Raw genomic sequence first — 13,546 nt, 5'->3', positions numbered from 1 at the left:
CAGGTACCCGAATAAAATGAGGCTGACCATTACTTTTTGGTCAGCCTCATTTTTTGTTTTTTCAATTTCTGAGGACTGCTGAAAGCAGTCCTCAGAAATTGATTTTTTATGCATTTATATCCATCACCTTCTTATTCTTCTGCGCCTTCATCTTCTCCGGCACATGTGCCAGTATCTCCTTCTTAAACGCAGCAATCAACGCCTGTTTTACAAAGAACCGATGCATTACCAAACTTATCTCTCTCACCGGCTCCGGCGACTTAAAAAACCTCACCATATTCATCTGCCTTGCAGACAGATCCTGCAATGACAGCTCCGGCAAAATCGTATACCCTGCATTCAGATCCACCATCCTCTTCAATGTCTCTACACTACCCGTATTATATTCCAGATTCTTATATTCCCCCATCGTAAACTTATCCCTGCATATATTCAACACCTGGTTCCGCATACAATGCCCTTCATTCAACAACCACACCTCCCTCACATCAATATCCTCCGGCCGCACAATCTTCTTCTCAAACAAAGGATTCGTCTTCGCCGCATATACCACGAAAGATTCATAAAACAACGGTTGCTCTTCCAGGTTCGGATTCTCCAGCGGCGTCGCCAGTAACCCACAATCCAGTTGCTCCAGCTTTAATTGCTGTACAATCTGTTCTGTCGGATACTCCCATATCTCTAATTTTACCTTGGGATATTTCTTCATGAAACCTGTGAGGATACGGGGTAGGAGGTAAGGCGCCAATGTAGGAATAATACCTACGCGCAGATTGCCCTGTACTTCTTTTTTATGCCCGGATACAATCTCTTTGATCCGGCTGTTTTCTTTCAGTATGATGCGCGATTGCTCGACTATTTCCACTCCTATTTCGGTAGGTACTACCGGTAGCTTACTCCTGTCGAATATTTTCACCCCCAACTCATCTTCCAGCTTCTGAATCTGCATACTCAACGTAGGTTGCGTAACAAAGCATTTCTCGGCGGCGACGACAAAACTGCGGTAGGTGTCCACGGCGACGATATATTCTAGTTGAACTGTAGTCATACACAAAAGTAACGTAATAAAAACTCCCCGAAAATTATTGGTAATAATTCCCGGGGAGCGTGTCAGCATCATAATATGCGAATGTTAGAATATCCTGTAACGATACTTGATCTTATCTGTATTGTTGTACAGTTCCTTGATATTGATGGAAGCCTGAATTTCTTTCACTGCTTCATCCTTCAGGTTACGGAACTCAGATTGCTTTGCATCAATAGTCGCTTTATCAGCCAGACCATTATCCTGTGCAATCTTCAGCGCATTCGCTACTTTACCATAGTAAGAATCCAACAGTGTAAAGTATTCATTGTATAGGTTCTCAAAGCGTTTGGTCTGCAATACCAGGTCTTCCAGCTGGTTATTCACCTCTTTCAGATTTGGATTTTCACGCAGCAGCGCTTCGTAATCTACCTTCTTGCCTTTGGTATACTTATTCTCCAGGTCATCAAAGAACAATACTACTTTCTCTTTCTTGAAGTCAAAGAAGAAGTCGTTCAGTGTTTCACCCAGAGACTTGTTACCACGCTGTGGCAGGTTAAATTTCAGAGCACTGGCGGTGAACATGATGTGATCATACAGGTTATCGTGCAACAGGTTGAGCTGGTCTTTGTTGAAGTTCAGACCATATTCAAACTTATTGTTCGCATCGTTCAACGCTGTATAATACACTACATATTTGTTCAGTTCTTTTTCAAACTCTTTCAGTGTCTGCTGATTGATTTCCTTATTATTGACACTCACACTGTGCAGAAAGTTCATCACAGAGTTAGCAATCGCCAAAGGAGGCGTCAATGAAGTAAAGCTCTGGAAAATAGGAGAAGCGATGATAGACTTAGTCGATTCTACGATCTTGTTGCTCTTGTCATCGTTTTTGTCCTTCTTACCTTTCAGCACCACTTTTTCTACCAGTTCTACGATACGATCACTCAGCGAGAAACCCAGTTCTTTACTTTCAGGGTTGTTCAGCGATGTGATGAATACATCGAGATTGTTGGTAGTGGTACGTGACTTAAGGTCAATGATTTTTTTGTTTAACAGGTAGTAGGTTTCGCTGGCGTAAACAATGTTGTTCCTGATCAGCTGGTACTTGGTAATGTTGTCAATTTCCCGGCCCTGCAGTAATCCCTGTATAGCGCTTGAATTTGATTGATCGCTTGCCTGGATCTTTTGCAATTCTTCCATTATTCTGCGAATGGTAGTGTCCTGGCTCCTAACTTGTGGCATCACCACATTTTTTAACTCAGCGTTAGGATCCGTTGGTTGTTGAGGCTTAGGTTCCTGAGCCATGGCAATTTGAGTGCCGGCAAGACAGATCAATAGTAGTGTCAGATATCTCATAGAATTAAAATGCATGATATTGGCCTGATTTGATTTGCAAATTGTTCACTGTCAGGTACAATCTCCTCCTAAGGTTATAAAATCAATAACCGGCAGTTGAGACCTGTAAGTGAATTAGCATGCTATTAGTAGCATTTTGGAACTATATCAACCTAAACGTTAAGAAAATATGGTGCCAAAATACATTTTGGCACAAAGATAACAATTTATACTAAGTTGAAATTGTCAGTCTTTCAACTACTTTATTACCTTTGCGACCAAATTATCCACTTTCATGCTGAATAATAAAAAGATAGTGGTGGTATTACCTGCCTACAACGCTGCATTAACACTGGAAAAAACTTACCAGGAAATACCTTTTGATATAGTTGATGAGGTAGTACTGGTTGACGACGCCAGTAAGGATGATACCGTCGCCGTTGGAAAAAAATTAGGTATCCAACATATCATCCGCCATGATAATAATAAAGGATATGGCGGAAACCAGAAATCCTGTTACAACAAAGCCCTGGAATTAGGCGCGGATATTGTAATCATGTTACATCCTGATTACCAGTACACTCCCAAGCTGATTATTGCCATGAGCTCGATCATTGCCAATGATGTTTACCCGGTAGTGCTCGGCTCCAGGATCCTTGGAAAAGGGGCCTTAAAAGGTGGAATGCCAGGTTATAAGTACTTCTTTAACCGGTTCCTGACCCTGTTTCAGAACCTGCTCATGAACGAAAAACTGAGTGAATACCACACCGGTTACCGTGCATTTTCAGCGACCGTACTCAGGGATATCAACTATATGGCTGACAATGACGATTTTATTTTTGATAATGAGATGTTGTCCCAGATCTTTATGAAAGGATACGAAATAGGGGAGGTAACCTGCCCTACCAAGTACTTTGATGAGGCATCCAGTATCAACTTTAAAAGAAGCAGTATATACGGATTAGGGGTATTGCGCGTATCATTGCAACACCGCTTCCATAAAATGGGGCTGATCCGGGCGAAAATTTATTAATCAGATGAATGTACAGTGGCAACTTGCTAAAAAATACCTGAATTACTACTTCACAGCCGGTAACCGGCATGATGTGCACTCTCCGTTTGTGTACGCTATGATAGAAGATGTACTGAGGGATAAAAGCCAACCTGCGGATTTTAAAGTAGTTGAACAACTGCGGAAAGAGCTGTTAAAGAGTAATGAAACCCTGCAGGTCACCGATCTGGGTGCAGGGTCGCTTATGAATGCCGGCAATGAGCGGGCAGTGAGAGATATTACAAAGCATGCGGCCAAGCCGCCTAGGTTCGGACAGTTATTTTACAGACTCATTCAATATTACCAGCCAAAGTATTTACTGGAACTGGGTACTTCTATGGGGTTGTCTACTTCTTATATGGCAAAGGCAGCCGCACCGGATGCGAAAGTCTATACGATAGAAGGTTGTCCGAATATTGCGGCAAAGGCAGGGAAAAATTTTCAGTCACTGGGATTACAGAATATCACCCAGCGGGTAGGAAATTTTGACCATGTACTGGCAGGTGTGCTGGATGAGTTGCCACAGGTAGACTATGTATTCATTGATGGGAACCATCGCTCTGTACCTACACTGGAATACTTTGAACAGTGTCTCGCCAAAGCACATGATCATTCCATTTTTATCTTCGATGATATTCACTGGACGGAGGATATGGAGAAAGCATGGAAAACGATCCAGGATCATCCACGGGTAACCTTTACGATCGATTTGTTCTTTATCGGTTTGGTGTTTTTCCTGCCGGATATGAAGATAAAACAACACTTTGTATTGAAATATTAAGAAAAAGGGGATCAATCGATCCCCTTTTTTATTACTTTAGGTGCATAACGTTTATTCCATGATGAAAACAATTTGTACCCTGCTGCTATGCATAATAGTATCTTTCGCCAAAGCACAGACACCCGATTACAGCGCATACAGTTACGAAGAATACATTCACAATGGTGATACCCTTCGCTACCGTATGCTCACACCTTTACACTACGATATCCACAAAAAATACCCCCTCATCGTATTCCTGCATGGATCAGGTGAACGTGGCCGTGACAATGCGGCCCAACTCACACATGGGGGTGCACTTTTTTTAAAAGACTCCATTCGTGATAAATACCCTGCCTTCGTCATCTTCCCGCAACTTCCCAACGATTCTACCTGGGGGCCGTTCGAACGCTCAGGTAATGGCCGTATGTTCCCCGCTGATGCACCCCCTACCGCATCTGGCAGATTAGTAGGAGAGTTGGTAGACAGTTTAAATAAAACAGGCAAGATCGATACTAAGAAAGTCTATATCGGCGGATTATCGCTGGGAGGCATGGGTACATTCGACCTGCTGGCACGCTACCCGCAAAAGTGGGCGGCTGGCTTCCCCATCTGCGGTGCAGGTAATGTGGAAAATGCAAAGAAATTCAAAACGGTGCCTGTCTGGATATTCCATGGAGATGCAGATCCTGCCGTACCTGTGAAAGGTTCAAGGGATTATTATGCAGCACTGAAAGGATTGAAAGCTGAAGTAAAATATTCAGAATACCCGGGTGTAGGTCACAATAGCTGGGACAATGCTTTTGCCGAACCGGATTTAATACCGTGGTTACTCTCACACAAGCGTAAATAAAAAGCGCTCTTACCAGTGAAAATAAAGAAACGCACTCACAAGCGTAAATAAAAAACGCTGACACAAGTGTAAATAAAAAAATAAACGCCCCGACTTGACCGGGGCGTTTTTCCACTCTGCACAGGATTTGAATTGTTAACTATTTCAGGGACGCAATTGCGCTTTTTGCGGCTGCAATTGTTTCGTCCAGATCTTCGATTGTCAAAGCATTACTTACGAACCAGCTTTCGAATGCGGAAGGAGGCAGGTAAATACCTTTTTCCAGCATAGTATGGAAGAAACGCTTAAATAATTCGTTGTTTGCGCCAGAGGCTGCGTCAAAATCAATAATAGGATATTCTGCGAAATGCACACTCAGCATTGAACCAATGCTATTTACCTGATGAACGATGCCAGCCGCATTTAATACTGATTGTAAACCACCTGAGAGGTATGCTGTTTTTTCTGCCAATTGCCGGTAAATGTCAGGATTGTCGTTTAACGTCTGCAACAGTGTATAACCAGCTATCATGGCTATAGGATTGCCGCTCAATGTTCCAGCCTGATAGACTTTACCCGCTGGCGCAACATTTTCCATGATTTCCTTACGTCCGGCGAAAGCACCTACAGGCATCCCTGCGCCAATTATCTTGCCAAAGGTAACCAAATCTGCTTTAATATTGAACAGTTCCTGCGCACCTCCTCTGGCCAAACGGAAACCTGTCATTACCTCGTCGAAGATGAGCAGTATATTGTGCTCGTCGCAGATGTAACGAAGGCCATCCAAAAAACCTTGCTGGGGAAGGATACAGCCCATGTTTCCCGCTACTGGTTCTACGATAATAGCTGCTATCTGGTCAGGATATTCCTTCACTAAATTTTCCACAGCCGGTAAATTATTGTAAGGAACGGTCAACGTATCTTCTGCAACAGATTGCGTAACTCCAGGCACAGATTGTATACCTAAAGTAGCCACTCCACTGCCTGCATTTACAAGAAATGCATCGGCATGGCCATGGTAGTTACCGGTGAATTTGATGAACTTATTGCGGCCTGTATAACCCCTGGCTACACGCATGGCTGACATACAGGCTTCTGTACCTGAGTTCACCATACGTACCATTTCAATATTCGGTACCATGCGCACGATCAGCTCCGCAATCTTAGTCTCCAGTTCTGTCGGCGCACCGAAAGAAGTGGAATAGCCCGCATATTCCTGGATGGCTTTTATCACTGGTTCATACGCATGACCCAGGATCATTGGTCCCCATGAATTGATATAATCAATATAGCGGTTGCCATCTACATCGTAGAGGTAAGCTCCCTTAGCACTCTTCATAAAGATAGGCGTACCGCCTACACTTTTGAATGCGCGTACCGGGGAGTTTACACCACCGGGAATGACATTTTTAGCGTGTTCGAAAAATTTCTTGCTTTGCTCGTACATGGTAGTAGTTAAGCTGTTTATTGTAATAATTTAGCTGCGTCTTTCGCAAAATAAGTAGCAATCAGGCTGGCTCCTGCACGCTTGATGCTGGTCAGTGTTTCCAGTATGGTCTTGTTCTCATCCAGCCATCCTTTTTGTGCAGCAGCCTTGATCATGGCGTACTCTCCACTTACATGGTAAGCGCTGATCGGTACATGTACATTATCTTTCAAAATACGGATAATATCCAGGTAAGCCAATGCTGGTTTTACCATTACAATATCCGCGCCTTGTTCTATATCCTGCAGTGTTTCCAGGATTGCTTCTGTGGAGTTTGCATAATCCATCTGGTAAGTTTTCTTGTCACCAAAACCTGGTGCAGAATCCAGTGCATCGCGGAACGGACCATAGAAACAGGAAGCGTATTTTGCACTATATGCCATGATACCTACCTTGGTAAAATTATTTTCTTCCAGGATGTTGCGGATAGCCAGAATACGGCCGTCCATCATATCACTTGGGGCTACGAAGTCAGCACCTGCCTGTGCATGGCTGAGGCTCATGCGGGTCAGTACTTCCACAGTCGCATCGTTTACGATCTGCTCATTCTCTACGATACCATCATGACCATAGATGGAATAAGGATCCAATGCCACATCCGTCATCACAACGATTCCAGGAACTGCTTCCTTGATGGCTTTGATGCTACGCTGCATCAATCCATCCGGATTTACTGCTTCTGTACCTTTATTATCTTTCAGGTTATCAGGAACCATTACGAACAGCAACACACTCTTAATACCCAGGCTCCACAATTCTTTTACCTCTTCTACGATCAGATCCAATGAATACCGGAAATAACCCGGCATGGAAATGATCTCTTCCTTCACATTTTTCCCCTCTACAATGAATAAGGGGGCAATGAAATCGCTCGGCCTTAAAATCGTTTCCGCAACCATAGCACGTATGGCGGGAGTAGCTCTCAAAATTCTGTTACGGCGAATCATATTATCTCTGTTTTTGTAGTTAGCAATTTATGCCCATTCACGGGGTTGCAGGTATTCCACCATCCTGGCTTCAGCACTACCTGGTTCCGGGTGATAATCGTACTCCCAGCGGGCCCTGGGTGGTAAGCTCATTAAGATAGATTCAATTCTGCCATTGGTTTTAAGACCAAATAAAGTACCTCTGTCATGGATCAGGTTGAACTCTACATAACGACCTCTCCTGTATTCCTGCCAGTCTTTATTGGCAGTGGTGTAAGGTAAATCTTTTGTCTTTTCCACGATGGGCAGGTAAGCGGGAATAAAAGCTTCTCCGGTAGCTTTGGAAAAACGATATAAGTCTTCCGCAGTTCTGCCGGCATCAGGGCGGAGGTAATCGTAGAAGATACCGCCTATGCCGCGTGTTTCATTATTGCGATGTTTGTTTACAAAGTATTCATCGCATTGTTTTTTATAGAGCGGATACAATGCTGCGCCAAAAGGATCGCAGGCATTTTTGAATGTGCGATGGAAGTGTTTGCCATCTTCTTCATCCATATAATAAGGCGTGAGATCCGCCCCACCACCAAACCAGCTATCTTTTATATTACCCTGTGCATCGTACAGCTCAAAGTAGCGCCAGTTGGCATGTACAGTAGGTACATAAGGATTGAGCGGATGGATTACCAGCGAGATACCACAGGCCATAAACTGACCGCCGGTTACACCAAACTGTTTCGCCATTACTTCCGGCAATTCTCCTTCTACGACCGAAGTGTTTACACCACCTTTCTCAAACACATTACCATCTACGATCACGCGGGTTTTACCACCACCGCCACCAGGGCGTTCCCAGCGATCTTCGCGGAAGGTCGCTTTCCCATCAATCTTTTCCAATGCTGCACAGATATCATCCTGCAGCTGATGTATAAAGGAAATGAACTTTTCTTTAACGCTCATTAGTACGCTTTTACAGTCTCAACAAATGCTTTTGCATGGTCTACCGGAACGTTTGGCAGAATGCCGTGTCCCAGGTTGGCGATATGTCTGTGGCCACCAAAGCTTTTCAGCATGTTCTTCACTGCTTTTTCGATTTCCGGAATAGGTGCCAGTAATTTGGCAGGATCGAAATTGCCCTGCAAAGTTACGTTCGGACCTGCAAACTGTCTTGCCAGTTCAGGTTTGATGCACCAGTCAATACCGAGGCCATGGGCACCGGTTGCAGCCATTTCTTCCAGTGCGAACCAGGCTCCTTTTGCAAAGAGAATGGTAGGACAAACATCTTTCAGCGCAGCTACGATCTGGCGCATATATTGAAGAGAGAAAATTTCGAAGTCTTCAGGGCTCAGCATACCACCCCATGAATCAAAGATCTGTACGAGGTCAGCACCGGCTTTCACCTGTTCTTTCAGATAGATGATGGTAGTATCTGTGATCATTTGCAGCAGCTGATGTGCCACTGCTGGTTGCTGATAGCAGAATTGCTTTGCACCATCAAATGTTTTGGAACCACGGCCTTGTACCATATAGCAGAGCAGGGTCCATGGTGCACCTGCAAAACCGATCAAAGGAACAGCACCATCCAGTGCCTGTTTGGTCATGCGCAGGGCATCGAATACATAACCGAGTTTATCATTTACATCGGGAACGCAGATCCTTTTCATGTCTTCCACGGTTCTGATCGGATCTGGTAAAACCGGGCCGGTTTTTTCGATCAGTTGTACTTCGAGGCCCATAGCCTGAGGTACCACGAGAATGTCGGAGAAGATAATGGCAGCATCAACGCCTACCTGGTGTACAGGCATCACAGTGATTTCTGTAGCCAGTTCAGGTTTCATACAGCGTTCAAAGAAGGAATATTTTTCCCGCAGCTTGATATAATCAGGGAGATAACGGCCGGCCTGGCGCATCATCCATACAGGTGTACGTTCCGTTTTTTCTCCGCGTAAAGCTCTCAGTAAAAGGTCATTCTTTAATGCACTCATTAGTCTCAGTTATGATTTTTAAAATAAGTTATTGCAAGTTGTAGCAGGTTCTTTGCCGATGGTTTTTCTTCATTCATCACGACTACCTGACTGGTATATGCTTTCAGCGCATCGCCGGTAGTCTGCCCGATAGCGAAGCAAACCGTATCTGGTGCCAGTTGATTATAATGAAAATAGGATTCTACGCCACTGGGGCTGAAAAAAAGCACCCCATCAATATGTCCCTCAATGGGAACCGGGACAGGAATCGTTTCATAGACTACGACTTCCTTCAGATCGATCTGATGTTGTTGAAGCAGATCCGGCAGTGTATCACGACGTTTGTTGCCGCAGAAAAAAACAGCAGAATGGATATTGCGGGTGGCGATCATTTGATGGGCCAGTTCCGCTGCATGATCGGCGGTGGCAACGATGGTAGCCTTTGGAAATATTTTTTGAACAGTTTCGAGCGTGTTGCCTGACAGGCAACAGACTTGTGTGGGAGCAGTAACACCTTTAATACTTAACACAGCATTTGCGCTGGTAAAAACGGTGACATTGCATGTTTGTATCAGCTGATTGATTTCTTCCCGAAATTCAGGAGAAATGAAAATGGGTGCTATCTCTACAAAACCATGTATGCGAAGCTGGGCATCATTTTCCTCAGCTAATTCATGAAGAATAGCCGGTAGCGTTTTTGTACTTAATATGTTGTACTTATTTGCCATTTTTTATCTGCGCTACAATTTTATCCCCACCTTGTGTGAGAATTTTTTCAGCAGCACGCTTCCCAATAACCGCCGCCTCTTCCAAAGGCGCACGATCAGCAATACTCAGCAACGTGTCCCCATTCAGACTACACAGCTCACCATTGAATTCCACCACTCCATCTTTAATAGATGCATATGCACTGATCGGAGTGGTACAACCACCCATCAGCGTACGTAAGAAGTCGCGTTCAATACGTGTGCACAATGCAGTCGACAGATCATTCAGTGCTTCCAGTGCCTGGCGGCAGTAATCATCATTCTCACGGCACACAGACACCACTGCACCCTGTGCAGGTGCCGGCAGCATCCAGTCTATCTCTACAGAAGTAGAGGGGCGTACACCAATTCTTTCCAGGCCAGCAGTAGCAAAGATGGCGCCATCCCAGTGTTCAGCAGCCAGTTTCTGCAGGCGTGTATTCACATTACCTCGCAGGTTATGGAGCTGATGCTGTGGATATTTACGCAACCATTGTGCTTTACGACGTACGCTACTGGTAGCGATATTCGCAACATATTCCGGTTGATCCAGGAAAGCGGTATCTGTTTTATATACCAGCAGGTCCTTTACAGGGCCTCTTTCAAGAACAGCGGCCTGTATAATACCTGTAGGCAGTTGAGTGGGAACGTCTTTGAGAGAATGTACGGCGATATCAATTCGTCCGTTCAGCAATGCGATATCAAGGCTTTTGGTGAATATGCCTTGTACGCCTATCTCATACAGTGGAGTGACGAGGTCTATATCGCCTTCGCTTTTTATAGGCACCAGCACAGTGGAGTATCCCTGTGCTTCCAGAAGGTCTTTAACTTTATTAGCCTGCCACAGTGCGAGCTGGCTTTCCCTTGTGCCGATCTTAATTTCTTTACTCATTATGATTAATCCTGCTTAACTCCTGCCTCAAATATATCGTTGATCATCGCGATGTACTGATCACTTTTATCTGTTTCCCGGCGCACCTTTCCAGCCATCAGGTTGATCATTTTCTGGATGATACGCGACGAGACAGCTTCCATATCTTCCAGTTTATATTGTGCGCCGTTTTTTTGCTCCCGGATCTCTTTGGTATGGATTTCCTGTAGCTTATCTTTTACGGCTTTGAGTACGACTGCATGCTTACGCATTTTGTACCAGTAGAGGAACTCGTTCATATGCTCTTCTATAATAGAGAGTGCTTTTGGCACTTCCTGCTGGCGCATCTGCAATGTTTCGTCCTGTATCTTAGACAATTCATCTACGTTTACCAGAGAAATATGTGGGAGTTCACTGACATCCGGTGCCACATTGAAAGGAATAGAGAGGTCGATAATTAATTTAGGACCTGCACTTTCAAAGTGTTGTTTGAGGATATTGGGTTCCGGTGCATTGGAGGCTACCAGAATAATATCGGCTCTGTTCAGCTCTTCTGCCAGGTGCTCGTAGGGAGCGTGGCGTAGCCCGTGTTGTCTGGCGAATTCTTCGGCAGTAGCGAGTGTTCTGTTCACCAGTGTCACATCGGTTACCCCGAGGTAATCCATCATATTCTTAATGGTATTACGCCCTATCTTTCCTACACCTACCAGTAAAATCTTTTTATTGAGAATGTCCGGCACCTTATATTCCAGCATACGTACAGCGGCAAAAGCGACAGATACGGTACCGGCACTGAGGGCGGTTTCATTCTTAATCAGTTTTGATACCTGCAGTACACTATTTACAAGTCGCTCCTGGAAACCGCCAAGGCATCCGTTGGTTTTTGCAAATCTTGTAGCGTTACGGATCTGACCGATGATTTCATAGTCACCCAGGATCTGAGAATCGAGACCGGTACCTACCTGGTACAGGTGCTTGATGGCTTCTTCGCCTGATTTAACATAGGAGAGCTGGCTGAAAAGGTTGCAATCGCCATCAGTCTGACGACACACCATTTCTACCAGTTGTTGTGGATCTTCAGCAAAGCCATAGATCTCTGTTCTGTTACAAGTGGAGAGTACGAACACATCATCGAGGTACGCAGTTTTTGCCTGCTCGAGCAATTGCCCGTATTGTGCCTGATTAATTGCGAACGACCCCCTTATAGCTGCATCTGTCTTTTTATAGTTGATACCAACTATATGATAATGGGCTATATCCTTTGATTGACTACCCTGCATTGTTTATTATAAGCTTCCGGTGCAAAAATACATTCATACGATGCAACATCAGGCATCAGGCTGTCATTAGTTAGTCATTTCCACTGATGGTGATCAGGTTTAGCAGAAAAATGATTTTTATCAGTTTGTGTGTTAATTCTGGTCAGATGAGCCTTAATCAGTTATTTCAACAATTGTATGACATTTTCAGGGCACCAAACCTATTACATTTGCATCAATTTTTAAAGAGTCTATGGAAGCTAAATCTGATATAGGAATTATTCTGATGAACCTGGGGTCACCGGATTCTACCGCAGTACCTGATGTGAAGCGATATTTAAATGAATTTCTGATGGACAAAAGGGTGATCGATTACCCTTACCTGTTCCGTTTATTGCTGATCAAAGGTATCATAGTACCCCGGCGCGCGCCGAAGTCCGCTGAGGCATATCAGTCTATCTGGTGGCCGGAAGGCTCTCCCCTGATCGTGTTGACAAAGCAATTGCAGAATGCTGTACGCCACGACCTGGATATGCCCGTAGAGATAGCGATGCGTTATGGTAATCCCTCTCAGGAAGCGGCCTACGAAAATCTGTTGAAGCAGAATCCCAACCTGAAAGAAGTGGTATTACTGCCGCTGTACCCGCACTATGCCATGTCATCTTATGAAACGGCGGTAGAGCATGCGAAGAGCGTACATAAAAAGAAGAAGTACCCGTTCAAACTCACGGTCGTACCTCCTTATTATAAAGAACCTGATTACATCAATGCACTGGCAGAGAGCATGCGTCCTTACGTAACGAAGGACTTTGACCACCTGCTGTTCAGTTATCATGGCGTACCGGAAAGGCATATACACAAAGGCGATATCACAGGTAAACATTGCCTGCAGGTAGCGGATTGTTGTCATGTAGATTCACCGGCGCATGATTATTGTTATCGTCATCAGGTACATATTACTGCAGAACTGGTAGCAGAAAAACTGAAAATTCCACGGGAGAAATGGAGTGTATCCTTCCAGTCCAGACTGGGAAGGGAAGAATGGCTCAAGCCATACACGGCTGTAAAACTGGAAGAGTTGCCAAAGCAAGGTGTAAAACGCCTGCTGGTAGCCTGTCCGGCTTTCGTATCCGATTGCCTTGAAACGCTGGAAGAAATAGCGGTGGAAGGAAAGCATTCTTTTATCAGTAGCGGTGGAGATAGTTTCACTATGATCCCCTGTTTGAACATACACCCACTGTGGGTGCAGGCAATCGTGAAGTGGATGGGGGCGTTGCAAGCCAATAATTAAT

General features: G+C 44.6%; 13 protein-coding genes. 4 read left to right on the top strand and 9 right to left on the bottom strand.

The genetic code is table 11. The annotated features are described in order from the left end of the window. Nucleotides 1-106: 106 nt before the first annotated feature. Together BW716_RS05350 and BW716_RS05345 are read right to left on the bottom strand one after the other, a co-directional pair. Nucleotides 107-1,048 carry a hydrogen peroxide-inducible genes activator gene (locus tag BW716_RS05350; RefSeq protein ID WP_083721496.1) on the bottom strand — a complete coding sequence of 314 codons (942 nt, stop codon included), beginning with the start codon at nt 1,046-1,048 and terminating at the stop codon, nt 107-109. An 84-nt stretch (nt 1,049-1,132) separates the two neighbouring features. Continuing rightward, nucleotides 1,133-2,383 (bottom strand): hypothetical protein, encoded by a 1,251-nt coding sequence (locus tag BW716_RS05345; RefSeq protein ID WP_143708725.1) that lies wholly within the window; start codon nt 2,381-2,383, stop codon nt 1,133-1,135. A gap of 274 nt (nt 2,384-2,657) precedes the next feature. Here BW716_RS05345 and BW716_RS05340 point away from each other — a divergent pair, with 274 nt between their 5' ends. Genes BW716_RS05340 through BW716_RS05330 form a run of 3 tightly spaced genes read left to right on the top strand, consistent with a single transcriptional unit; the run spans nt 2,658 to nt 5,026 of the window. After that, a complete protein-coding gene (locus BW716_RS05340) occupies nt 2,658-3,395 on the top strand; it encodes a glycosyltransferase family 2 protein (protein ID WP_083721494.1) in 738 nt (245 codons plus the stop codon). A 4-nt stretch (nt 3,396-3,399) separates the two neighbouring features. Further along, complete coding sequence (locus BW716_RS05335) at nt 3,400-4,194, top strand: O-methyltransferase (protein WP_083721493.1); 795 nt, start codon at nt 3,400-3,402, stop codon at nt 4,192-4,194. Between the two features lie 58 nt (nt 4,195-4,252). Then, nucleotides 4,253-5,026 carry a dienelactone hydrolase family protein gene (locus tag BW716_RS05330; RefSeq protein WP_083721492.1) on the top strand — a complete coding sequence of 258 codons (774 nt, stop codon included), beginning with the start codon at nt 4,253-4,255 and terminating at the stop codon, nt 5,024-5,026. Between the two features lie 139 nt (nt 5,027-5,165). Here the strand turns inward: BW716_RS05330 and hemL are convergent, their stop codons facing one another. Genes hemL through hemA form a run of 7 tightly spaced genes read right to left on the bottom strand, consistent with a single transcriptional unit; the run spans nt 5,166 to nt 12,275 of the window. Continuing rightward, nucleotides 5,166-6,452, bottom strand: coding sequence for a glutamate-1-semialdehyde 2,1-aminomutase (gene hemL, locus BW716_RS05325; RefSeq protein ID WP_083721491.1), 1,287 nt, complete (start codon nt 6,450-6,452; stop codon nt 5,166-5,168). A 17-nt stretch (nt 6,453-6,469) separates the two neighbouring features. Beyond that, entirely contained in the window at nt 6,470-7,438 is a 969-nt protein-coding gene (hemB, locus tag BW716_RS05320; RefSeq protein WP_083721490.1) for a porphobilinogen synthase, read from the bottom strand. Nucleotides 7,439-7,465: 27 nt separating this feature from the next. Further along, complete coding sequence (gene hemF, locus BW716_RS05315; RefSeq protein WP_083721489.1) at nt 7,466-8,374, bottom strand: oxygen-dependent coproporphyrinogen oxidase; 909 nt, start codon at nt 8,372-8,374, stop codon at nt 7,466-7,468. Next, nucleotides 8,374-9,399 (bottom strand): uroporphyrinogen decarboxylase, encoded by a 1,026-nt coding sequence (hemE, locus tag BW716_RS05310; RefSeq protein WP_083721488.1) that lies wholly within the window; start codon nt 9,397-9,399, stop codon nt 8,374-8,376. The genes hemF and hemE overlap by 1 nt, the downstream gene beginning before the upstream one ends. A gap of 5 nt (nt 9,400-9,404) precedes the next feature. Beyond that, nucleotides 9,405-10,106, bottom strand: coding sequence for a uroporphyrinogen-III synthase (locus BW716_RS05305; protein ID WP_083721487.1), 702 nt, complete (start codon nt 10,104-10,106; stop codon nt 9,405-9,407). Further along, nucleotides 10,096-11,016, bottom strand: coding sequence for a hydroxymethylbilane synthase (hemC, locus tag BW716_RS05300; protein WP_083721486.1), 921 nt, complete (start codon nt 11,014-11,016; stop codon nt 10,096-10,098). Before hemC ends, BW716_RS05305 begins: the two co-directional genes overlap by 11 nt. 5 nt (nt 11,017-11,021) lie before the next feature. Next, entirely contained in the window at nt 11,022-12,275 is a 1,254-nt protein-coding gene (gene hemA / locus BW716_RS05295; RefSeq protein WP_083721485.1) for a glutamyl-tRNA reductase, read from the bottom strand. Between the two features lie 232 nt (nt 12,276-12,507). On the opposite strand from hemA, the gene hemH reads away from it, so the two are divergent. Then, nucleotides 12,508-13,545 (top strand): ferrochelatase, encoded by a 1,038-nt coding sequence (hemH, locus tag BW716_RS05290; RefSeq protein WP_083721484.1) that lies wholly within the window; start codon nt 12,508-12,510, stop codon nt 13,543-13,545. The last annotated feature ends 1 nt before the right edge of the window (nt 13,546 follow it).

The organism is [Flexibacter] sp. ATCC 35208 (assembly GCF_001975825.1).
Classification (GTDB): Bacteria; Bacteroidota; Bacteroidia; order Chitinophagales; family Chitinophagaceae; genus Chitinophaga.
Note: the sequence above shows the minus strand (reverse complement) of the source record. Positions and strands in the feature narration are given on the sequence as shown.